Source organism: Paenibacillus sp. Dod16 (genome assembly GCF_049893405.1).
Taxonomy (GTDB): Bacteria; Bacillota; Bacilli; order Paenibacillales; family Paenibacillaceae; genus Paenibacillus_AQ.
The window spans coordinates 302,414-325,768 of sequence record NZ_JBNDYG010000003.1 but is presented as its reverse complement, the minus strand read 5'-3'; the positions used below and the strand labels follow the sequence as shown (position 1 = coordinate 325,768).

Annotated in this window: 18 protein-coding genes; 17 read left to right on the top strand and 1 reads right to left on the bottom strand. The window is 51.0% G+C overall.

The annotated features are described in order from the left end of the window. The first annotated feature begins 46 nt into the window (after positions 1 to 46). The 16 genes from ACPV3A_RS03490 (at position 47) to ACPV3A_RS03415 (ending at position 21,559) form a co-directional block, all read left to right on the top strand. Complete coding sequence (locus tag ACPV3A_RS03490) at positions 47 to 1,618, top strand: extracellular solute-binding protein (protein ID WP_194544026.1); 1,572 nt, start codon at positions 47 to 49, stop codon at positions 1,616 to 1,618. Positions 1,619 to 1,647: 29 nt separating this feature from the next. Next, the gene (locus ACPV3A_RS03485; protein WP_426198164.1) at positions 1,648 to 2,859 is read left to right on the top strand and encodes a glucuronate isomerase; all 1,212 of its coding nucleotides are present in this window, start codon (positions 1,648 to 1,650) and stop codon (positions 2,857 to 2,859) included. A 45-nt stretch (positions 2,860 to 2,904) separates the two neighbouring features. Then, complete coding sequence (locus ACPV3A_RS03480) at positions 2,905 to 3,207, top strand: ArsR/SmtB family transcription factor (protein WP_194544911.1); 303 nt, start codon at positions 2,905 to 2,907, stop codon at positions 3,205 to 3,207. Between the two features lie 150 nt (positions 3,208 to 3,357). Beyond that, on the top strand, positions 3,358 to 4,542 hold the full coding sequence (locus ACPV3A_RS03475) for an MFS transporter (protein WP_426198163.1): 1,185 nt from the start codon (positions 3,358 to 3,360) through the stop codon (positions 4,540 to 4,542). A gap of 204 nt (positions 4,543 to 4,746) precedes the next feature. Continuing rightward, a complete protein-coding gene (locus tag ACPV3A_RS03470; RefSeq protein ID WP_194544023.1) occupies positions 4,747 to 5,790 on the top strand; it encodes a LacI family DNA-binding transcriptional regulator in 1,044 nt (347 codons plus the stop codon). A 718-nt stretch (positions 5,791 to 6,508) separates the two neighbouring features. Next, positions 6,509 to 7,468, top strand: a complete 960-nt coding sequence (locus ACPV3A_RS03465; protein WP_071223267.1) for an ABC transporter permease — start codon at positions 6,509 to 6,511, stop codon at positions 7,466 to 7,468. 19 nt (positions 7,469 to 7,487) lie between these two features. Beyond that, a complete protein-coding gene (locus ACPV3A_RS03460) occupies positions 7,488 to 8,372 on the top strand; it encodes a carbohydrate ABC transporter permease (RefSeq protein ID WP_071223266.1) in 885 nt (294 codons plus the stop codon). Between the two features lie 48 nt (positions 8,373 to 8,420). Continuing rightward, entirely contained in the window at positions 8,421 to 10,043 is a 1,623-nt protein-coding gene (locus tag ACPV3A_RS03455; protein ID WP_426198162.1) for an extracellular solute-binding protein, read from the top strand. Positions 10,044 to 10,077: 34 nt separating this feature from the next. Next, positions 10,078 to 11,349 carry a Gfo/Idh/MocA family protein gene (locus ACPV3A_RS03450; protein ID WP_216530335.1) on the top strand — a complete coding sequence of 424 codons (1,272 nt, stop codon included), beginning with the start codon at positions 10,078 to 10,080 and terminating at the stop codon, positions 11,347 to 11,349. A 441-nt stretch (positions 11,350 to 11,790) separates the two neighbouring features. Continuing rightward, positions 11,791 to 12,681, top strand: coding sequence for a helix-turn-helix transcriptional regulator (locus tag ACPV3A_RS03445; RefSeq protein WP_426198161.1), 891 nt, complete (start codon positions 11,791 to 11,793; stop codon positions 12,679 to 12,681). A gap of 68 nt (positions 12,682 to 12,749) precedes the next feature. Next, complete coding sequence (locus ACPV3A_RS03440) at positions 12,750 to 13,568, top strand: NAD(P)H-binding protein (protein ID WP_426198160.1); 819 nt, start codon at positions 12,750 to 12,752, stop codon at positions 13,566 to 13,568. 60 nt (positions 13,569 to 13,628) lie between these two features. After that, a complete protein-coding gene (locus ACPV3A_RS03435; protein ID WP_426198159.1) occupies positions 13,629 to 14,579 on the top strand; it encodes an ATP-binding cassette domain-containing protein in 951 nt (316 codons plus the stop codon). Next, complete coding sequence (locus ACPV3A_RS03430; RefSeq protein WP_426198158.1) at positions 14,576 to 15,409, top strand: ABC transporter permease; 834 nt, start codon at positions 14,576 to 14,578, stop codon at positions 15,407 to 15,409. The genes ACPV3A_RS03435 and ACPV3A_RS03430 overlap by 4 nt, the downstream gene beginning before the upstream one ends. A 203-nt stretch (positions 15,410 to 15,612) precedes the next feature. Next, complete coding sequence (locus ACPV3A_RS03425; RefSeq protein WP_426198157.1) at positions 15,613 to 17,670, top strand: HelD family protein; 2,058 nt, start codon at positions 15,613 to 15,615, stop codon at positions 17,668 to 17,670. A gap of 279 nt (positions 17,671 to 17,949) precedes the next feature. Beyond that, positions 17,950 to 19,725, top strand: a complete 1,776-nt coding sequence (locus tag ACPV3A_RS03420; protein ID WP_426198156.1) for an ABC transporter ATP-binding protein — start codon at positions 17,950 to 17,952, stop codon at positions 19,723 to 19,725. Beyond that, positions 19,709 to 21,559, top strand: coding sequence for an ABC transporter ATP-binding protein (locus tag ACPV3A_RS03415; protein ID WP_426198155.1), 1,851 nt, complete (start codon positions 19,709 to 19,711; stop codon positions 21,557 to 21,559). Before ACPV3A_RS03420 ends, ACPV3A_RS03415 begins: the two co-directional genes overlap by 17 nt. Before the next feature lie 91 nt (positions 21,560 to 21,650). Here ACPV3A_RS03415 and ACPV3A_RS03410 read toward each other — a convergent pair whose 3' ends face one another. Next, positions 21,651 to 22,520, bottom strand: coding sequence for a LysR family transcriptional regulator (locus ACPV3A_RS03410; RefSeq protein ID WP_194544013.1), 870 nt, complete (start codon positions 22,518 to 22,520; stop codon positions 21,651 to 21,653). A gap of 125 nt (positions 22,521 to 22,645) precedes the next feature. Here ACPV3A_RS03410 and ACPV3A_RS03405 point away from each other — a divergent pair, with 125 nt between their 5' ends. Beyond that, complete coding sequence (locus ACPV3A_RS03405) at positions 22,646 to 23,332, top strand: ankyrin repeat domain-containing protein (RefSeq protein WP_426198154.1); 687 nt, start codon at positions 22,646 to 22,648, stop codon at positions 23,330 to 23,332. The last annotated feature ends 23 nt before the right edge of the window (positions 23,333 to 23,355 follow it).

Sequence of the window (23,355 nt, the reverse complement as noted above, 5' to 3'; positions counted from 1 at the left end):
AGCGCTTTAGATTTTCAGGTGAGAATTATGGAAGGAAGCGATATGGATGAGAAGAATATGGAGTTTGGTTTTGATGAGTGCGCTAATCGCCGTAACAGCGGTTGGCTGTAATGGTGCCAAGGAAGCGGATGGAGGAACCTCCGGCTCATCAAGCGCTGCCGCTGATGGCAAGCTGTCTTTCACGATGTCCATGGCAACCAGCGGAAACAAACATGCCGAGCGTTCGAAGGATGTAAATGAAGAGAGATGGGTGAAGGAGCTTGAGAAGCTGACCAATACGGATATTGAACTGACGATGCTTCCGCTGAAGGACTTCGACAGCAAAATGACTTTAATGTTTGCCTCCAATGATATTCCTGACGTCGTTCAGAACGTGGGAGGGGCTACAAGCAAGGGAATGTCCGGTTCCGTAGAAGCAGGCGTATTTATGCCGCTTGACGATTTGCTGAAGGAGCATGCTCCGAACTTGATGAAGAGTGTGCCGAAGGAAGCCTGGCAGGAGACAAGCTATGACGGCAAAATTTACGGAATACCGGCATGGCTGTCCAACCCGTCCCGGAGAGGGCTGTATATCCGGACCGATCTGCTGGAGAAGACAGGGCTCCCTGCTCCAAAGACGGTGGATGAATTTCTGGACGTGATGCGTGCGATGAAAAAGGAAGGCGTGGAGTTCCCGTATCAAATGCGGGAGAACTTTAAATATGCGGACACGATTCTGGGAGCGTTCGACGTGCTGCCATCACAGTACGAACACCAGAACGGGGAGGTCGTTCCCAAGTTCTTCGACGTGGACAATATGACGAAGGCGCTCGAGACCTATAAGACCATGTACGATGAAGGTCTGATTCCTAAGGATTTTGCGACCCTGACCTCGAGTGATTATGGCAAAAACATTGAGAGCGGTAAATCCGGCATGTGGTCAGCCAATGCCCAGCTTCTCTCGGGATTCCGCGGTAAGTTGAAAAATGCCGTGCCGGATGCCAAGGTCGATATCATTGCTTCGCCGCGCGGTCCGGAGAACACAGGAGGCCATCTGCTGTATTCAAGCATCAATACATCCTACTATATTAACAGCAAGGTCTCAGAAGAGAAGGCCGTCGGCATTATCAAGTTTTTTGACTGGATGCTGACGCCGGAGGCAGAGACATATTTCTCGTTCGGCATTGAAGGCGAAACGTTCACCCGGGAGAACGGCGCGGTCAAGTTTACGCCTCCATCCACGCCGGAAGCGATGGATGAAGACGGCTTCCGCAGCATGTTCTGGTTCGTCCACGATATGGTATACAACAAGGCAAAGGAAGAGCTTACCGAGGACGGACAGGATATGATCAAGTTCATGGATACGGTGGTCTTCAAGGAAGGTCTGGGGTCGATCCGCTTCTCCCCGGCATTGGACGCTTATTCCAAATATCCGGATACCGCGCCGCAAGGCGATGACGTGGGGCCTAAGCTCGTTCTTGATCATATGATCAAGATGATTTATGGCAGAGAGCCGATCTCGGATTGGCCGAAAGTGATTGAGGAATACAAGAAGAAGGGCGGCCTTGAGATCATTAAGGAAGCCACGGACCGTTACAACGAAGGGAAGGGCATTGTCGTCTCGGAAAACCGGAAATAACCGATTCATGAAGAGAGGGAGATGTTCATATGAGCTTGCATGATATGAGCGGCAAACAAGCCGTATTCTTCGAGCGAATCATGGGGCTGCCGGTCTTCGATACCCATACTCACCTTATCGGTGACCGGCTCGGTGCAAGGGATTTTTGGGAAATCGCCCATTACTTCTGGTTTTACCGAGAGCTCCAAGCTGGAGGATACCCGGATGAAGCGGATAAATTACCGGAGGAGGAGCGAATTGCCGCTTTTCTAAAAGCCTATCGATCAACGAGAAGCACGCTGATGAACTGGGTATTTACCTCCATTATGCGTGAGTTATACGGAGTCACCATCAAGGATGAACATTCGGTGCGGGAAGCCATGGTTCGCGTACGGCACGCATCGACCGAAGAGGGCTGGGCACAGCAAACGGCTGACCGGATGAATATCCGCCGGTTTGTCGTGAATCATCCGGAGCATGCAACGTTTCAAGGCATGCGGGATGATGCTGTACTGATCCCCCGGATTGACGGAGTGCTGGGTCCATGGGTTGACCGCATCGTGCAATCTAATGATCCTGCCAGGACTTTACTTGATGTGGGAGGCGAGATTGACCTGCTGCTTGACGGATTTCGCGAAGCCGGCCTCCCGGGCATCATGACAACGCTGCCGCGGTATGAGTCGAGTTCGCACATCCGTAAGGAGATTGGGCCGGCAAGCGGGCGAGACGACATTCTGATGGAGCTGTTGCACGTCATATGTGGTGCTGCGGATCGGAACGGCCTGCTCGTTCAACTGTTTCTCGGAGTAGAGAGATCATGGTGCGGCACGGCGTTCCCTGCCAATGATACAGAGCGGATTCTTAAGCTGACGGCTTTGTTTGAGTCGTACCGATGTGAATTTGAGCTTGTACTTGCATCGGAGCTGAACAATCTCGATGCCGTGCAGGCGGCCTGGAATTTCCCGAACGTTCATGTCGGCGGCATGTGGTGGTTCAACTTCCGGGCGAGCACCTACCGGGACAGCATGCAGTACCGTCTGGAGGCACTCCCGGCAAGCAAGAACTCGATTATCGTCTCGGATGCCCGATGCATGGAATGGAGTTACGGCAAGATTTTGCTTGTGAAGAAGCTGGCTGCCGAGTTTCTGTGGGAGCGGCTCCTATCTGGCTGGATCGACGAAGAGACGGCGCTGGATACGGCAAACGAATGGTTCTACGCGAGTGCCGTAAAACGCTATGGCATTCGTACGGAGGATCAGTAAGGGTAACGGGTTGACATATCGATAAATCCCGATATAATGATACGTATGAAACCAATCGAAGTTTTTAAAGCGCTGTCCAATGAATCAAGGCTTGAAATATTGCAGTGGCTCAAGGAACCGGAACAACATTTTACACCCCACGAAGGGATTGATATGAGGAAAGTCGGGGTATGCGTAACCCAGGTGACCGAGAAATTGAATATGACGCAGTCCACCGCATCGCAATATTTATCGATTCTGCATCGGGCGGGTTTGATCAAGACGGAGCGGCTTGGGAAATTTACGTATTATAAGCGGGATGAAGAGGCTATCCGAGAAATTGGAGAGTATTTAAAGCAGGAGATTTAGAGCAGGTACTGAATGATTCCTTCAGAAAAAAGGAAATATTCAGTATTGTCTCGCACTACACATCTAGATATTGCGATATGTCTTTTTATTGGTTTAACATATCGACAAATCGTGATATATAAATATTATTAAAGGAGTGGAAATACAATCATGACGGGTGCTTGGAAAATTTACTTTTTGGCAATCGTTAGTTTTTTAGTAGGAACATCGGAGTATATTATATCGGGAGTTTTGGATAAAATTGCGGATTCGTTAGGAATTACGATAACCGCAGCCGGTCAGCTGATCACGATTTTCTCATTGGTCTACGCGATTTTAACCCCCGTTCTTATGGCACTGACCGCTAGAATGGAGAGACGGAAGCTGTTGGTTTATTCATTGGGTATTTTTGTGATCGCAAATCTGCTGTCATTTGCCCTTCCGGGGTATATTCCGTTTGTCATTGCGCGGGTTATTATGGCGGTGGGCGCAGGGATGGTCGTTGTAACAGCACTCGGGATCGCCGCCAAAATCGCGCCTGCGGGCAAACAGGCGAGTTCGATCGCTACGGTTGTCATGGGCTTCACAGCTTCCCTGATTATCGGCGTCCCTCTCGGCCGTGTCGTAGCTGCTGCTTTTGGATGGAAATCAGTGTTCGGTTTCATTGCCATTCTGGGGGTTGTTTCCATGATCGTGCTGTACAAGGCGATTCCCCACACCAAAGGAGATGCTCCCGTACCGCTGCTCCAGCAATTCGCACTGCTCAAGAAGCCTAAAGTCGCACTCGGTTTGGCGATCACCTTCTTCTGGCTGGGTGGGTATTCCGTTGCCTATACGTACCTGTCTCCTTACCTTCTTCATGTTAGCGGTCTGAACGAAGGTCTGATTAGTGCGGCGCTGTTTGCCTTTGGCATTGCCAGCCTTATTGGCTCCAAGTTCGGCGGATTCAGTACGGATCGATGGGGAGTGCCGCTTACATTAACAGGGGGCATGATGCTGCATATTCTCGCGTTAATCGTTCTGACTTTTACTCAAGCAGCCGTATCGGCCATCCCCGTATTTGCAATTCTTGTTATATGGTCGTTATCCGCCTGGTCTTCCGGTCCGACACAGCAGTATAATCTCGTTCAGCTGGAGCCGAATTCATCGGGGGTCATGCTAGGCCTGAACCAATCCGTGATGCAGCTCGCCATGGCTGCTGGCGCAGGCATCGGAGGAGTTGCCGTTGAGCAATGGTCCTTGTCATCCATCACCTGGATCGGTGCCGGGGGCGTTGCCATAGCCATGGTCGTGTCGTTTGTACTTTTCCGTTTAGGAAAGCGGGAGAGCATGGGGCGCGCGCCATTGGAAGCTTAATGAATAACCACTGATGACGCAGTGCTGTGGGATAGCTTAAAATGCAGCATTTCATACTTTCGTAAACGAAAGAATCCATGAGACATCTCCTTTCTTCTCAGCGATCAGAGTCATCAATTTGACGCCCCAAAACCAGAAAGTTTATGCTATGATCAATGGATGGCGGAAAATTTGGTTCCAAATTTTGCGAAGGAGGAGATGCGATTGGCTAAGCTCAAAGATATTGCCGAACGGGTCGGGGTATCCATATCTACGGTTTCGCGTGCCATCAGCAACGATGCAAGCCGTCCGGTCAGCGAGGATACCAAGCAGAAAATCCGGCAGGCGGCGCTTGATCTTGGTTATAAACTGCCTGAGTCATCCCAAAGCGTACATGATAACGGCATAGCCGATAAGCGGGTTGTCTGCGTCGTTCCCCAAAACCTGATGGACGACCACCCGTATTTCTCAACGGTTCTTGCCGGTTTCCATAAAAAAATGGAGGAGCTCGGACAGCCCCCGGCGATCGTTCGTACATGCGAGGAAGTCGCCGATGCGGACAAAATACGCCTCATGCTGAGGGAGACAGGAGCTCAGGGGATTGTAGCCGTCAGTTGGTATGACAAGGAGCTGTTTGAACTGATACAGCAGGCCGGCGTTGCCATCATGGGAGTGAGTTTGAATGATGAGCGGCTGACCGTACCGGTTGTAGACTGTGACCGGATTTCATCCGCGAGGGCAGCCGTAAGCCACCTGATTGACCAGGGACACACGCGAATCGCCTATATCGGGGGGCCTGCGTATTCCAAGCAGATGGAGAGCGAAGAACGGTATGTTGGATATAAATTCGCTATGCTGGAAGCCAACCTGGAGGTGCGCGAGGAGTGGCTGATGAATACCGGATGGAATGTGGATCGAAGCTTCAGCAAGCTGTCCGAGCTGCTCGGAGGCCTTCCCAAAGAGCAATGGCCAACGGCTGTTTTTTGTGCCAGCGACATGCTGGCCATTCCGGCGATGCGTGCCGTTGTCGAGAATCAAGGCAGAATCCCGGAAGATATCGCGATCGTGGGGATGGATAACATTGATGTGGCCCAGTATACAACGCCCCCGTTAAGCTCTGTCTCCGTGCCGAAGTACGAAATCGGCAGGGTAGCTGCCAAATCAATCGTGGATTATTTGGACGGGCATTTCAAGGTGGCAACCAAAATATTGCTGCCATGCTCATTGATTGTTCGGGAGTCTTCAAGTTTTACCAGAACATACATTTAACTAACTCATTATGTGCGATTAGTTAACATAAATATGAAATAAAGATTATTGAACAGCTGTCGGCTTGAAATCCGATAGCTGTTTTTTGTGCTTTTTCATCCAAACATTGAGGTTTTTTAGCCAAAACAATCCAAAAAAGTATTTGACAATGCCATATTGCTATATTATCATGAGTGAAAATCAACCAAATGTTTGGAATGATATTTCTGGTCCTGGTAACTGCTAAACGATTCTTCGCATAACTTCACTCTAGTCATTAATTTCGTTTTCATCTCTTGTGATATAAAGGTTTTGATAATAGAGAGAATTCCTCCCATTCATGAAATAGGCCCTTCGCATGGTGCCTTATATACCAGTATGGATCCAAATTTAATTCGTAATCATCCAAAAATATATCCAAAAATACTCCAAGTAAATGAAATAACACCCGCCTGCTCGGGTCTTATTTATAAATTAATTTGGCGTTACTATACCTAACATATAGGGGTGTTGCAATAACCGTATTTTAACAAACGGCTAGCTGAGGCGGTGGTAGCTTAGTCATATGACGGATTGCATAGCAAAGGAGGGAAATCAGTAACGAGTACTTTTCAAGCTCGATGCATGTAAAGGAACTAATCCGCTGGTTGAGCGGATACCCATGTTTTGATGGCAAGTCAGAATCGCTTTGCTGGTGAAACGAGGTTAATCCAATCCCATACATACGAGGTGATGCTCATTGGCAAATACGCCCCTGCACTCCGCAGCAACCGTGGTTCCCGAAACGAAACGTAAGCGCTTACTGTGGAATCGCGTCTTACGTAATTGGCAGCTTTATGCCCTGATTTCACCGGTCATCGCCTATTACATCCTGTTCCAGTATGTTCCGATGTACGGCATCCAGATCGCCTTTAAGGATTTTATAGCAACGCAGGGGATATGGGGCAGTCCGTGGGTCGGCTTTGAGCACTTCGATCGCTTTTTCAACAGTTATTATTTCTGGCGCCTGATCAAGAACACGCTGGGCATCGGTTTATACAGTCTTGCCGTCGGTTTTCCGATCCCGATTATTCTGGCTTTGCTCATGAACGAGGTTCGGGCTGAACGGTTCAAGAAATTCGTGCAGACCATCACATATGCGCCTCACTTTCTCTCTACCGTGGTCGTTGTCGGGATGATGATGATTTTCCTGTCGCCCCGTTACGGCATCATCAATCATTTTATTGAAATGTTCGGCGGTCAGCCGATCAATTTCATGACTGAACCCTCTTGGTTTAAGTCTCTTTACGTTCTGTCGGATGTATGGCAGACCATGGGCTGGAGCTCCATTATTTATTTGGCTGCCCTTGCCGGCATTGACAACCAGCTGCACGAAGCGGCGCGCGTCGATGGTGCAACCAGGCTTCAGCGCATATGGCATATTAACATCCCTGGCATCATGCCAACGATCATCATCCTCTTGATCCTCAATATGGGCAGCATTATGGGTATCGGGTTCGAAAAGGTGCTCCTGATGCAAAACAACCTGAATATGGAGAGCTCCGACATTATAGCCACCTACGTCTACCGAATGGGGATCCAGAATGCCGAGTACAGTTTCTCCGCTGCCATTGGATTGTTTAATTCCATCATCAATTTTGTCCTGCTGGTTGTTGTGAACTTTATTTCGAAGCGCGTGAGCGAGACCAGTCTTTGGTAAAGAGGGGAGTGAAAGAACCATGCAAATTGAAACCAGAGGGGACCGCATTTTTAATGTTATCAATTATACGATTCTGATCCTGGTTACCATCATTGTCATGTACCCGCTGGTTTTTGTGCTCAGCGCATCGTTTAGCGACCCGCAGGCGGTTCTGAGGGGCGAGATGCTGCTGTGGCCCAAGGGCGTTAACCTGAATTCCTACGTAAAAATTTTTCAGAACAAGGATATCATCAGCGGCTTTTCCAACACGCTGGTATATACGTCGCTTGGCACGTTCATTAATCTCACGATGACCATCCTTGCCGCCTATCCGCTGTCCCGGAAGGATTTTGTCGGGCGAAATGCGATCATGGCGCTGCTGGTCTTCACGATGTTTTTCAGCGGAGGACTCATTCCTACATATTTGCTGATCAAGAACCTCGGCATGCTGAATACGCTCTGGGTCATGATTATCCCGAATGCCGTATCCATCTGGAACATCATCATTATGCGCACCTTCTTTCAGCAGTCCATACCCGGCGAGCTGCAGGAGGCCGCGACGATTGATGGATGCTCGAACATTAAAATCCTGACCCGTATTATACTGCCGCTGTCCATGCCGATTATCGCAGTGACCATATTGTTCTATGCGGTCGGTCATTGGAATGCGTTCTTCAATGCACTTCTGTATTTATCGGATAAAGATAAATTTCCGCTGCAGCTCATCCTGCGCGAAATTCTGATTCAGGGACAAACGAACGATATGGTCAAAATGTCGACCGAATCGGCGATCAAGCAGCAGAGGGAAGTGGAGGGCATTAAGTACGCGGTGCTGGTCGTGGCGAATATTCCGGTGCTGGCCCTCTATCCGTTCCTGCAGCGATATTTTGTCAAAGGCGTGATGATTGGGGCCATCAAAGGATAATTCCTTGCATGGAAATATGGATGGAACATGAAAAGGGGAGGATTACGGATGAAGCTGAAGCAATGGGGAAGTCTTCTGTTGACCTGCATGTTGTCGGTATCGCTGGCGGTGGGCTGCAGCTCGAAAGGCTCGGGAGGAACGGCTCAATCGGACCCTTCGAGTGAAGGGAAATCCGCGATAAATGAAACGGGTTTTCCGATTGTGGACGACAAGATGACGGTGACCGGTTTTGCCGGAAAGTTCTTTGCCAACGCCGACTGGAACAACATCAGGCTGTGGCAGGAATATGAGAAAATGACCAATATTCAGGTGCAGTGGGACACGGTGCACAAAGACAATTTGGCGGAAAAGCGGAACTTGCTGCTGGCCGGCGGCGATTATCCGGAAATGTTCTATGCTTCCGCATTTCCAAGGACAGACCTGCTGAAATACGGCAAGCAAGGCGCTTTTATTCCGCTGAATGACCTGATTGACCAACACGCTCCGAATTTTAAAGCCCTTATGGAAAAGTATCCGGTCATCGAGAAGGGGATTACAATGCCGGACGGCAACATTTACGGGCTGCCGACGATATACGATCCTGAATTCCGGTCCGTGCTGTACGGAACGCCGTGGGTGAAGTCGGAGTGGCTGACCAAGCTTGGCCTCCAAGAGCCGCAAACGCTGGATGAATTCTACGATATGTTGAAGGCGTTCAAAGAGAAGGATCCGAACGGCAACGGCCAGAAGGACGAATATGCCTGGGGCGGCGTGGGGACTGCCGGCATCGTCAACTATTTGCGCGGCTCGTTCGGCCTCAATTATCACGGAACTTCGAACATTAACGTGGATACCGATCCGGCGAGCGGAAAGGTCCGGTTCATTCCGACGGATCCAAGATACAAGGAACTGCTTCAATTCGTGAACAAGCTGTACAAGGACGGTCTGCTGGAGCAGGATATCATGTCCGTGAAGAGCACGGAGGTGGACGCGAAAGGCGTTGAAGGCCTACTCGGCGTTGTTGATAACGTGGATCCGGTCGCCATCTACAACCAGGAGGGTTATGTGGGGCTGCCGGTATTGAAGGGGCCGCACGGCGATCAGATGTTCAGCGCCACGGGCTCTCCGCTGGGGAACATCGGGATGTTTGTCCTGACCGATAAAGCGAAGAATCCGGCCGCGCTCATCCGCTGGATGGATTACTTCTACAGCGACGAAGGCATCCGCATGTTCTTCATGGGCTGGAAAGACGAAACGTATAAGGAAGATGCAGAAGGCAATGTGGATTACGTGGACGACATCAAGAACAATCCGAAAGGTCTCAATCTGGACCAGGCGGTTGGGCAGTATCTGATATGGCCCGGCGGATATTATCCGGGCTTCGTGACCCAGAAGTATTTCAAGGGAGCGGAAGGCCTGCCGACTTCTGTAGAGAACGCAAAAAAAGCCGAGCCGTACGTCATCCCACAAGACAAGGTCTGGCCGCCGTTTAATTTTACGGCCGATGAGCAGTCCGAGCTTACCGGTATCCAAACCGACATTCACACGTACGTGGATGAAATGCGGGATAAATTCATAGCAGGGAACGAGTCCTTTGATAACTGGGACCAATATGTAGCTAACCTGCAAAAAATGGGCTCGGAGCGCTATCTGGCCATTTACCAGTCCGCGGCAGATCGATATACCAAATAAACACGTGTACAGAACCTAAAAGGAGCGACATGTTATGACACAATTGAAAGCCATATTGATCGGGGCCGGCGCGCGCGGCGCCGGGGGGTATGCCCCCTATGCCCTGGATTACCCGCATGAGTTGACCTTCGTGGCCGTGGCCGAGGCCGATCCGGCGCGGCGCATCCGATTTGCCGAGAGGTTCGGAATTCCGCCGGAACAGTGCTATGAATCATGGGAGCCGCTGCTGGCGGAGCCAAAGCTTGCCGATATCGCCGTCATTTGCACGCAGGATCGCATGCATTATGGCCCAACCATGCAAGCGCTGGAGAAACAGTATCATGTGCTTCTGGAGAAACCGATGTCTCCGGAACCGAAGGAATGTCTTGAGATGGAGCAGGCGGCCATTCGCAACAACCGGCTGCTGACCATATGCCATGTTCTGAGATATACCCCTTTTTGGAGTACCATCAAACGCGTGATTCAGGAAGGGACCATCGGTGAGGTGGCTTCGATCCAGTTGAACGAGAATGTGGGATACTGGCATATCGCGCACAGCTTTGTGCGGGGGAACTGGAATCATTCCGACAAGGCCAGCCCGATGATACTGGCCAAATCCTGTCATGATATGGATGTGCTGTCGTGGCTGATGGACCGGCCTTGCACGCAGGTCACTTCGTTTGGCTCCCTGATGCATTTCCGGGAGGAGCAGGCCCCCGAAGGTTCGGCCGACCGCTGCCTCGATTGCCAGGTAGAAGCGACCTGTCCATATTCGGCCCCCCGGTTTTACTTGAGCGATCAGTACAAGGGATGGGCGGGGCATTTCACCCAGGAGCTGACCAAGCCGAACATCATTCAGGGGCTTCGCGATACGGACTATGGCCGCTGCGTATATCGGAGCGATAACAATGTGGTTGATCATCAAGTCGTCAACATGGAGTTTGAAGGCGGCGCCACTGCAATGTTCAGCATGTGCGGGTTTACGTATGAACAGGAGCGCAGAATTCAGATCATGGGCACCCGCGGCGAGCTTCGGGGAGAGGAAGGCAAGATTACGGTTTACGATTTCCTGACCGGGCAGAAAACGGAGATTACGATTCCTTCGCAGTCGAGCGGACATGGCGGGGGCGACAGCGGAATTGTGGCGAGCTTCCTGAAGGAGGTTCGGAGCTATAACGGGCAGGAGAGCCTGACGTCGGCCAGTGCCTCCGTGCGGAGCCATCTGATTGCGTTCGCAGCGGAGAAATCGAGGCTGAATCACGGCCAATCCATCAATTTGAACGAATATGCGCGGGAATTGATGGCGGAAGAGAATGCGGTGAAATAAAAGAAAATATATTAAAAATACATCATATGAAAAATTCATAATAGATAACAAGAAGAAGCCGCCGATCTCGTGGATCCGCGGCTTTCTTCTTTTTTTTATTTCACCTGCAGTGGAAGATCTGCGCGCCCAAATCGAAATTCCGCAGGATGGTGAATGGGTCGAATGGAACGCTTAATACGCAACAGCTGGCATAACAGCGGGAACAGCTAGCTGTCAGCGGATGGTTTCAGTAGCAGTTAGACAGTTTGAACTGATATAATCTATGCAGGAAGCTCCGTGATACGGAGCTTTTTTTGTTATCCCACCTCATCTACTCTTTTCCTAAAAAATAATCCCATTCCATCAAGAACGATATGTAATCCTGACATACTAGATGTCAGGATTCATGCTTTATCATTCGATTCAGAAGTCAAAAACTACGAGACGCGAGGAGTGTTACCGATGAAACTCGACCGGCTGCTAGGCATTACGATGGAATTGTTGACCAAACAAAGAGTGACGGCCACGGCGCTTGCCGCCCGGTATGAAGTCTCGGTTCGTACGATCTACCGCGATGTAGACCTCATTAATCAGGCTGGCATTCCGGTTGCTTCCTATCCCGGTGCGGATGGCGGCTTTGAATTAATGAACGGGTTCTATCTGACGAGGCAGCACTTCTCCGTTGACGATTTTTTGGCGATCTACAATCTTTTGAAGGGCGTCGAAGGGACTGTGAAGGGGAGATACACTTCCATCCTGAATAAGCTTGGAACCCTGCAGCCTGCCCTGTTGAACGGAGGATGTCATGAACAAATTCTATTCGATATGAGCACGTCGGAGCATGAGCGGGCATGGGTACGACCCATTCTAAATGCCATTGAACGCTCGAACCTGATGACCCTTCACTATACGAGTACATCCGGCAGCCGCTCGAAGCGGCAAGTGGAGCCGCTTCAGCTGTACTGGGAACAAGGCGTGTGGTATTTGGAGGCCTACTGCTTGTTAAAGCAGGGGAAACGAATCTTCAGAGTATCGCGCATATCCTGTCTTGAAATATCCACCGACACGTTCCTCCCAAGAGGAAACCTGGGGCGGGAGGATCAGGAGGCGGTCCAGGGCATACAGGCTCATCTCCGTTTCGATTCATCCGCCGGACCGAGGGTAACCGAGCAATTTCCGGAGGCTTTCATCTCCGGAGAGGGATTTCTAGATGTCCGAACGGTGTTCTATACCAAAGCCTATGCCATCTCGGTGATCTTAAGCTACGGTGCAAAGGTGGAGATCATCTCTCCGCCGGAACTGAAGGACGAACTGCTGCAGGAGCTGGAGGAAATCCGTAAACGTAATGAATGATGGACCATGAACAATGAACAATGAATGAACATGAACCGTTAGATTAAAACTCGAGGAGGAAGTTTCATATGACCATTTTGGTAACAGGAGCTACAGGAACTGTTGGAAAGCATATCGTGCAGCAGCTTGTGCAGCGAGGCATAGAAGTGAGAGCGATATCACGCAATCCGCAGCAAGCGAATCTGCCGGAGGGTGTGCAGGTGGTTGCCGGGAATCTCAACGACCCGGATAGCCTGATCCCCGCCATGCAAGGCGTGAGGGCCATGCATTTGATCATTTCCAGTGATGAGGCATACGGGACCCTGCAGACGGATCCGCGGATTATTGAGCTTGCCAAGAAGGCTGGTATACAGCGGGTAACGGTATTGGTGGGCTATGAAGAAGGGCCTGTCGAAGCTGCACTCCGAGACAGCGGAATGGAGTGGACCTTGCTCAAGCCATGCGAGTTTATGGCGAATATTCTGGTGGATTGGCAGGAATCGATCCGCGACGAAGGAGTCGTTCGTGAGCCGTTCGGCCATGCGCTGAGTGCGAGAATCCACGAAGCCGATATCGCTCGCGTTGCCGTCGCCGCACTTCTTGAGGAAGGTCACCATGGACAAGAATATTTCCTTACGGGACCGGAAGCCCTCTCGCGATTCGAAGCGGTTCGGATTATAAGCGAGGTAACAGGCAGGGACATCCGCTTTGTGGAACTGACCGAGGAACAGGCGAGAGATAAATGGAGAGAGCAAGGCTATGACGAGGAGTCGATTGAATTTTTTGTGCAAATGGGAAAAAATCCGCCCGAGATCGGTTATACGGTATTACCGACGGTAGCGCAGGTCACAGGGCGGCCGGCAGCCACGCTTGCTGATTGGGTCTGTGATCATAAGGACGATTTTTAAGGGCAAGCAGCATGGCAATCTAGAGGTCGATTTGTATAGGAAGAGGAGGAGTTGTGAAACTTGCCTTACGCCATTGAAACGAAAGAGCTTCGCAAATCTTATAACGGCATTGGGGTCGTTCAAGGAATGGATCTGCGAGTGGAACAAGGAGAGCTGTTTGCCTTGTTGGGTCCGAACGGCGCCGGAAAAACAACCACCATTCATATGTTATCCACCCTGGTTAAGCCGGATGGGGGATTCGCATGCGTGGCCGGGCATGATGTCGTAAGCAATGCCCGGCACGTTCGAAGAAAGATCAGCCTGACAGGCCAGTTTGCAGCACTGGATGAGGGACTCTCCGGTCTTCAGAATTTAATGTTGGTTTCAAGGCTTTACGGTTATTCGGCGAAATCGGCTCGATCCGTAAGCGAGGAGCTGATCGAATCCTTTGGACTCAGCGAAGCAAAGGACCGCGCGGTGTTGCATTACTCTGGCGGGATGCGGAGGCGGCTGGATATTGCCGCCAGTATCGTTACGAAGCCCGACGTTATTTTTCTGGATGAGCCGACAACGGGCCTCGATCCGCAAAGCCGCATTCAAGTGTGGGAGGTTGTAAGGTCGCTTTTGAAACGGGGCACCACCGTGCTGCTGACGACGCAATATCTGGAAGAAGCCGATCAGTTGGCGGACCGGATTGCCGTGATGGATAAGGGGAGCCTGATTGCGGAAGGGACGCCCCGGCAATTGAAGGCTTCCGTTGGCAACAGAACGTTAACCATTCAATTCAACGAACCGGCCGACCAGCACAAGCTGGGTACTTTGTTAAATGAGGAACACGCGTTGACCTTATTGCAGGACGATCATCCCTTGGTACATAAAATTCCGGTGAAGGATGCAAGTGGTGCGAATCAGGCCCTTCGTACACTGATGAAGAACGGGTTCGCTATTGAATATTTCGCCTTAAGCGAACCGAGTCTGGATGAGGTTTTTCTGTCACTGACCCGCGCGAAGTCGAAGGGAGGCACGCCATGAGTGTAAGCCATCATACAGCGAATAAGGACGGCGTGCTGCCTGTTCGCCAAGCCGATATCGATCCTCCCCATGCCCTGACGGCGATTCGAATCTTTATGTGGAGAACTTGGCAGCATACGAAGCACAACGGGTTTGGTCTGGTGATGGACGCGGTTCTGTCGCCGATTCTGCTGCTGCTTATATTTAGTTACTTGTTCGGCGGCGCTATGGCCGGGTCAACCGGGGCTTATATTCAATTCCTATTGCCCGGCATTCTGATCCTGACGGTCGTGCCTATGACGGTGTATAGCGGAACCACGATATGCTCGGATATTACCAAAGGGGTATATAATCGATTTCGAACGCTGCCCTTTTGGCAGCCGGCCTCGGTGCTTGGCTCCATCCTGACGGATGGTGTGCGCTATACAATCGGCGTAATTGTGGCCCTGGGCACGGGGCTTGCGCTGGGCTTCCGACCCGAGGGCAGCGTCATCCAAATGGCACTTGCCATTGCCTTCATCCTGTTCTTTGCATTCGGTGTCAGCTGGATATTTGCGCTGATCGGCGTCGTGGCCAAACGGCCGGAGACGGTATCGGGGTCGAGCATGATCGCGATATACCCGCTGCTGTTCGCCAGCAACATTCTGGTGGATTCGTCGACGATGCCGAAATGGACGGGTATTCTCATCGACCTGAATCCGATCAGCATGGCGGCAGCCACGGTCAGGGGACTGATGAACGGCACGGCAACCATGCCGGTGATCATGACAGGAATCGGGGTCTGCATGGTGATTATCGCTATTTTCGTTCCACTTACGCTGCACCTGTACCAAACCAAAAACGAGCGGTAAGAGGCATAAAAAAAACCAGGCTTGCATGAGCATGCAGCCTGGTTTTATATCTATGTCATGACATTATGGTTGATGTAAATCGTATAGGTGTTTTTGGACCCACGATAAATACACAATACTACAACGGAAAGTATAAGTCTATATTTTTTTCGGGAAACCCCTATACTTAAAGCTATTCTTTAGCAAAGAGGGGGAGGTTCCTAATGCTGAATCCAAGCGAAAGCGCAGAGCGGGAATATCTAGAGTTTGTAGTAAAGGAGCTTCATCGGGCATCGAAGGACTTAGAGGGGAAGGTGTCTGATTCTTACAGGGATATCATTGAAGCCAAGAAGTACCTGTGGGTCAACATGGCCGAATTGGATGCGGCGGAACGGGCAGCCAACCGGGTTGATATTTCCTTGTCCATTGATACGGGTGAGAAGACGGCCGCCAGGCTGCAGAAGATGCGCAAGCTACTCACGTCGCCGTATTTTGGCAGGGTGGATTTCCGATCGAATGAACCGGAAGAAGAAGGTGCCTACTATATTGGCATCCATTCCTTCACGAATCCGGAGAGTCAGGAGCATCTCATTTATGATTGGCGCTCGCCGGTAGCAAGCTTGTTCTATGATTACAATGTCGGTCCTGCGTCGTATGAAGCCCCCATGGGCAGGATGCAAGGCGAAATTACCGTCAAAAGGCAGTACAAAATCAAAGACGGTCAAATGGAATATATGATTGAGAGCTCCATGAACATCAATGACGACGTGCTGCAGAAGGAGCTCAGCAGCACGTCGGACGAGAAGATGAAAAATATTGTGGCTACCATCCAGCAGGAGCAAAATGCCATCATACGAAACGAAACCGCGAATGAGCTGATCATACAGGGGGCGGCAGGTTCAGGCAAAACCTCCGTGGCTCTGCACAGGGTAGCTTTTCTGTTATACCGCCATAAGGAGACGTTGACTTCCAGCAACGTGCTCATTATATCTCCCCATAAAGTGTTTTCTGATTATATATCCAACGTTCTGCCAGAGCTTGGCGAAGAGAAAATCATGGAGGTTACGATGGAGGAGCTTGCTGCCAAAGAGCTGGGGGGATTATGTCAGTTTCAGACCTTCTTCGAACAGGTGAACGAAATCGTGAGCGCCGATGACGAACAGACCATTGAACGGATCCGGTATAAGGCCAGCATGCACTTCGTACATGAGCTGAAGGCTTATATGAAATATGCCGAAGAGCATTTCTTCCTGGCTGCGGATATTCAGCTGAAAGACGTATGTATTTCGGCTTCGGAGATCAGGGACTGTTATCTTGGCACCATGATCACGCCGATCAGGCAGCGATTGGAGAAGACGGCTTCCATCCTGTCAGGCCGGGTTCGTACAGAGGATGGAGAGAGACTGACTGCGGCAGAAGCCAAAAAAGTCAAAACCGCGATCAAGAACATGTTCAAATTTCAAAATGCGCTCAGCATGTACAAGGAATTTTTCTCGTATAGGAACAAACCGGACATGTTTGTCATGAACGGAAGAAAAACGATTGAGTATGCGGACGTTTTTCCGCTGCTGCATCTCAAAATGCATTTGGAAGGAAACACGACATACGATATGGTGAGGCATCTGCTGGTCGATGAAATGCAGGATTATACACCGATTCAATACGTCGTGCTATCGAAATGGTTTTCGTGCAAAAAAACGATACTTGGGGACAGCAACCAGTCGGTCAACGTATATACGTCAACTTCACTGGATGATATCAAGAGCGTATTTCCGCATGCCGATACCATAGAGCTGTTAAAAAGCTATCGTTCCACGCTGGAAATTATGGGACTCGCGAAGCGAATTCATCCGGGCAGCACCATGATTCCCGTGGAGCGGCATGGAGAAGAGCCGCAGGTGATCCGGTGTCGTGACGCCCGGGAGGAGCTGAAGTTCATTCAAGAGCTTAGCCGTCACTTTTTAGATTCCGGGATGCAGACGATGGGGATCATATGCAAAACGTCTTCGCAGGCCCGGCAGGTGTATGAGTCCATCAGGGGGCTTCAGGGCAGCGTGAATCTGCTCGACTTTAGCAGTGAACGCTTTGAGGAGGGAATTACGATCACCTTCGCCCATATGGCCAAGGGTCTGGAATTCGATCAGGTTATCGTTCCTTTTGCGGACGCCGAAAACTATCGTTCCGAGTTGGATCGAAGCTTACTCTATATTGTTTGTACCCGGGCCATGCATAAGCTTTCGCTGACCTATTCGGGCGAGCCGGCACCTTGGTTGGCGGTGTGAGCGTGAGCCGAAAATCAGGGTAGCGCCATCCATGGGACCACCTTTTGAAAAAAGTCGCGACGAATGGTTGCGGCTTTTTTCTTTGGATGATTGGATTGAAATGATATCGGCTGCTGTTACTCAGTATGTCTGAATTTGTATAAATCATATGGCCGTTCGGGGAGGAGGACTGATTTATTTCTAGAACCTATTAATATGGGAGTATCACAGCAAACGTATGGAAGGAGGAACGTAACGGGCTAATCAATCCAATAACGGGACAGGAAGTGATATGGGACATTGGACTCTCATCGAATACTTGGAGATTTTTTCAGGAAGACGTGGCCGTTTTATGTATTATCGGTTTGCTGCCATTTGGTTGCTAACATCATCCACGTGAACTTCCCAAGGGTGCTGGGCAATTTTACGGATGAACTGAAGGATGGTTTATTGTCTGTCGACGGTATCGTGCAGTACAGCTGGACGCTGCTGGGTATCGGTGTCGGCTTCGCCGTCATCGGCGGGATCGGTCAGTTTCTGGTGATGTATACGGGGCGGTATTTCGAATTTATGAACCGCCGCCGATTGTTTGTCCATTTTACGGGGCTCAGTGAACGATTTTATTCCAAGAATGGCGTTGGCAAGCTGCTAAGTTATTTCATGAATGACGTGACGACGGTAAGGGAAGCGATCTCCATGGGGATCAATCAGACGGCAAACTCCTCCATCCTGCTGGTCTCCACAATCGTCATGCTGCTGATCACGAACGTACCGCTGTATCTGGTGGCTGCGAGCATCGCGCCTTTGCTGCTGATTCCGGTCATTGTCGTTTGGCTCGGACCGATTATTAGAAGAAGATCACTGCAGGTACAGGAAGCGCTGGGTGTGATGACGGAATCGGCGGAGGAGCAGTTTGGCGGGATCCGTGTCACCAAGAAGTTCGCGGTGGAAGACACGATGAAGCGGCGTTTTGGGACGACGGTGGACCGCATCCGGGACAAGCAGCTGCGGCTGGTACGCGTATCATCGCTCTTTCAATCGATCATTCCGTTTCTGGGCGCTACCTCACTCATTATCGCCCTCTTATTCGGCGGTTACCTGACCATTCTGGGACGGATTACGGTCGGAAACTTTGTCGCATTGACGCTTTACATTCGCATGCTGATGAATCCGCTGCAGCAGATCGGCAATGTCATTAATGTCGTTCAGCGCGCGAGGGCTTCGCTTGACCGATTAAACGACCTGCTTGGCAAGCAGGCCGACATTAAGGAACTGCCTGGCGCCAAGGAGCTGAATCAGGAGAATCCGGGCATTGAAGTGCGTGATTTATCCTTCTCTTATGAGGATGCGGATGGTCAAGAGGAGGGGGCCAGACAGGTTCTGCGGGGCATTCAATTGGATGTTCCGCCCGGATCGACGCTGGGCATCATTGGCCGCACGGGAAGCGGCAAGACTACGCTTATGAAGCTGCTGCTGCGTACCTTCGACCCGCCTCCGGGGAAAGTGCTGATCGGGGGTGTGGATATTCGGAAGCTTACATTAAAAAGCCTGCGCGAAGGGATCGCCTATGTTCCCCAGGACGGCTTCCTGTTCAGCTCGACCATCCGCGAGAATATTGCCTTCTATAAACGGGACACGGAGCCGGCTGTCGTCGAGGAAGCGGCGCGAAAAGCACGGGTCTACGACAACATCGTGGAGTTTCCGGACAAGTTCGAAACCCGCCTTGGGGAGCGCGGCATTACGCTGTCCGGGGGACAGCGGCAGCGGACCAGCCTTGCACGGGGAATAATCAAGGATGCACCTATCCTCATTCTGGATGACAGCGTAAGCGCCGTCGACGCAGTGACGGAGACGGAAATCATGGAGACGATTCGGGATATCCGCGCTGGGAAGACTACGATCATCATTGCCCACCGGATCAGTGCATTGAAACATGCCGATGAGATCATCGTCCTGGATCAGGGAGAGATGGTTCAGCGAGGTACGCATGAAGAACTGCTGTCGAAGGACGGACTGTACCGGACGCTGCATGACATTCAGGAAGAGGGGATGAAGTTTCATGGCACAGGCCATTAACAATTGGCAGCTGGACCAGAAGGCGGATTTGAATGCCCCTCAGTCCAAGCCCAAGTATATTTCCACATTCCGTGCTTTATCGGGTTATATGAAGGAATACAAGCTGATTTTTGCCGGGTTTATCGGCTGCACCTTGATTGCCATCTCGGCAGAGCTGCTGCAGCCGTATCTGATGAAAATCGCAATCGATGATAATCTGATGGTCGGCAAGAACGATTTTCGGGGCCTGATGCTCATATGCGCTATCTATTTTTTGTTATCGCTGCTCAGCATGGTGTTTACCTATTTGCAAAATAATTTGCTGCAGAAGGCGGGGCAGAGCATTGTAGCGAGCATTCGCAAACGGCTGTTTGCCCATATATCCAAGCTGTCGATGTCATATTTCGATAAAGTGCCGAGCGGCAGCTTGATTACGCATGTGTCCAGTGATACCGAAGCGATCAATCAGTTTTTTAACCAGGTGCTGCTCAGCCTGTTCCGCGACGGCTTCACCTTGATCTTCATTCTGGTCTTGATGTTCCAGCTGGATGTCACGCTGACCTTATACTGCTTGATCCTGCTGCCGATCATTGCGGGGATTGCCATTGCGTTCCGGCGTTATATGCGCCACACCTATCAGATGGCCAGAACGCGGTTATCCCGGCTGGTGGCCTTTGTGGCCGAGAATCTATCGGGGATGAATCTGATCCAAGTGTTCCATCAGCAGAAGGAGCAGGAGAAGCAGTTCGAGGAACGGAACGACTCTTACTTCAAAGCGAACATTCGGGAGATCCGGACGAATGTGCTGTTTAACCGCTCCTACGAAATATTGAACAACTTGGCGATTGCGTTCGTGACGTGGCTCGGCGGACAAGCCGTACTGGGAACGACGCTGGAGTTCGGCGTGCTGTATGCCTTCATAACGTATATCCGTTTATTCTTTCAGCCGATCAACACGATCACCCAGCAGTGGAACACGCTGCAATCGGCAACGGTGGCGATTAACCGGATATGGGGTCTCCTGGCGATTCAGCCTGAGGTTACGGATCAACGCAAGCCGGTGGCCATCGAGAAAGCAAGTGTCGAGGGACGCGTTGAATTTGATCGGATCACGTTCGGTTACGAAGGCGGGGCACCGGTCATTCAGGACCTGGATCTCCATATCAACCCTGGAGAGATGATCGGGATTGTCGGTACCACCGGCGCGGGAAAAAGCTCGCTTATCAGTCTCCTGTGCCGTTTCTATGATGTAAATGAAGGAAGCATTCGAATTGATGGAATCGACATCAGGGAGCTGGCACAGTCCGATCTGCACCGGATGGTAGGCCTTGTTCAGCAGGAGCCGTATCTCTACTCCGGGACGGTGCTGGACAATGTACGGCTGTTCGACGAGACCATCTCGAGGGAACGGGTGATCGAGGCTTGCCGCTTTATCGGTGCGGATTCGATCATCATGAGGATGAGGGAAGGCTATGACACCCGGTTATCGGAGCGGGGCAGCGGCTTGTCCGCCGGCGAACGGCAGCTGATCTCCTTCGCCCGAATCATTGTGTTCCAGCCCAAGATTCTCATTCTTGACGAAGCGACCGCCAATCTGGATTCGCATACGGAGCAGCTGATCCAGAACGCCCTTCAACTTGTGGCCGAGGGGCGAACGACCCTTGTCATTGCCCATCGCCTATCTACGATCATGGGGGCGGACCGGATTTTGGTCATGAGCAAAGGCCGGATCGTAGAGCAAGGAACGCATCAGGAACTGCTGAACTCCCATGGGTATTATGAAGAGCTGTATCTTCACTCCCAAGGACAGAAGCAGGAGCACGAGGCTGCCGGTTCATTGTATCGTACAAGATAATTGCATTAATTTCTTGCCGGAGGACAGAGCTTGCATTAGCTCTGTCCTCTTTTTGTATGAGCGGCAGATTATAGAAGCAGTAAGCAAGCAGTTATAGGGCACTTGTCAACAAGTCAATGAAGTTCAGAGCCGTTCTGGAGACGTGATGATCCCTCAGCCAGATCAAGGCTGTGGAAGCCGCTGCCGGAGTGTCCTTGATTTTGAAGGCATGAACAGATGTTGGCAAGTGCTGCTTGACCAGCGTTTCGGGAACGATCGCCACGCCAAAACCTGAAGCGACCAAGCGCAGCAGCAGCGAAATGTCGGAGCATTCGGCTGCAATGTTCGGCTGGATTTTCTGTTCCGAGAAAGCCATCTGGATCGTATAATATACGCCCAATCCTTCCGTGCTTGGCAGAATGAGCGGATACTGCGCAATATGAGAGAGGGTTGTCTCCTGTTCGGTGGATGCCTCAGAGGTGAGCATATAAAAGGGCTCCGTCTGCAGATGAAGGATCGAGAAATCATCCAATTCGAGCGGCAGGCGGACGATCGCTAGTTCGAGCGACCGGTTTCTTACGAGTTCACAGAGCTGATACGACTCGTTCTGCTGAATTTTGTACGAGACTTGGGGATATCTTGCCTTGAACTCATGCAGCCATGACGGCAGCTCTACCGAGGATAAAGTATTGATACCAAGACTCAGCGTGCCCTTATCGCCGTTTCCGACCTCTTTAACCTCGGCTTTGGCCTCTTCCATAAGCTGGGTTACTTGGAGCGCATATTTGTACAGCGCTTTACCCGATTCGGTGATTTCGAGCCGCTTTCCTCGGCGATATACCAAGACGGACCCGAGCTCTTCCTCCATCGCTTTCAGCTGCTGACTGAGAGGCGGCTGGGATATATGAAGCCGGTTGGCGGCAAGCGAGATCGTACCTTCCTCCACGATGGCAATAAAATACCGGAGCTGTCTGATGTCCATAGGTTGAAACCATCCTCCTTGTATATGAAAAACCTTAGTGAATTCAATTTTTTAAGTATTTTTCATATGGTTCTGTCTCATGTTAGCATACCAATATACACGATAGAAAGAGGAGGGAGCATCGAGTGCTGCGTTTATCAGCGATTCTATTGATCCTTTTCCTGTCGGCCTGTCAATCCAATCCGGAGAAAGAAGAGGTGCAGAATATGAATCGTGAACTCATTGAATATGCCGAGCAAGGCAATACGGAGCAAGTACGACAGCTTCTTCAATCCGGCGCAGACATCAATGCGACGGATGAGCAGGGAAGAACTGCCGTGATGGCTGCGACCTATCACAATCATGTCGGAACGGTAGAGGCTTTGATTCAGGCAGGCGCCGATATCAATATTCGGGATCACCAACGGAATAACGTATTTTTGTATGCCGGTGCAGAAGGAATGATGGAAATTTTGCGGCTCGCGATCGAAGCCGATGCCGATGTGACGTTGACGAACCGTTATGGCGGGACGGCTCTCATTCCGGCCTCTGACCGCGGACATGTGGAGATTGTTCAGGAGCTGCTGACCCGGACCGACGTCGATGTGAACCATATAAATAATTTGAACTGGACCGCACTGCTGGAGGCTGTCATTCTCGGTGACGGCAGTGAGAAATATCAGCGCATCGTGAAGCTGCTGCTGGATCATGGGGCGGATGCCCGGATTCCCGACGGGAATGGCGTAACTCCTCTGCAGCATGCCAGGGAGCGGGGATATCTAGAGATCGAGCGCATCTTATTGGACGCTGTAAACGAAGGGCAAGGCAAATAGAGGCAGGTATAAGCGAGAAGGGG

Coding starts and splice junctions, on each gene's coding strand:
- ACPV3A_RS03490 (WP_194544026.1), top strand. CDS start 47: ATGAGAAGAATATGGAGTTTGGTTTTGATGAGTGCGCTAATCGCCGTA.
- ACPV3A_RS03485 (WP_426198164.1), top strand. CDS start 1,648: ATGAGCTTGCATGATATGAGCGGCAAACAAGCCGTATTCTTCGAGCGA.
- ACPV3A_RS03480 (WP_194544911.1), top strand. CDS start 2,905: ATGAAACCAATCGAAGTTTTTAAAGCGCTGTCCAATGAATCAAGGCTT.
- ACPV3A_RS03475 (WP_426198163.1), top strand. CDS start 3,358: ATGACGGGTGCTTGGAAAATTTACTTTTTGGCAATCGTTAGTTTTTTA.
- ACPV3A_RS03460 (WP_071223266.1), top strand. CDS start 7,488: ATGCAAATTGAAACCAGAGGGGACCGCATTTTTAATGTTATCAATTAT.
- ACPV3A_RS03455 (WP_426198162.1), top strand. CDS start 8,421: ATGAAGCTGAAGCAATGGGGAAGTCTTCTGTTGACCTGCATGTTGTCG.
- ACPV3A_RS03450 (WP_216530335.1), top strand. CDS start 10,078: ATGACACAATTGAAAGCCATATTGATCGGGGCCGGCGCGCGCGGCGCC.
- ACPV3A_RS03445 (WP_426198161.1), top strand. CDS start 11,791: ATGAAACTCGACCGGCTGCTAGGCATTACGATGGAATTGTTGACCAAA.
- ACPV3A_RS03440 (WP_426198160.1), top strand. CDS start 12,750: ATGACCATTTTGGTAACAGGAGCTACAGGAACTGTTGGAAAGCATATC.
- ACPV3A_RS03430 (WP_426198158.1), top strand. CDS start 14,576: ATGAGTGTAAGCCATCATACAGCGAATAAGGACGGCGTGCTGCCTGTT.
- ACPV3A_RS03425 (WP_426198157.1), top strand. CDS start 15,613: ATGCTGAATCCAAGCGAAAGCGCAGAGCGGGAATATCTAGAGTTTGTA.
- ACPV3A_RS03415 (WP_426198155.1), top strand. CDS start 19,709: ATGGCACAGGCCATTAACAATTGGCAGCTGGACCAGAAGGCGGATTTG.
- ACPV3A_RS03410 (WP_194544013.1), bottom strand. CDS start 22,520: ATGGACATCAGACAGCTCCGGTATTTTATTGCCATCGTGGAGGAAGGT.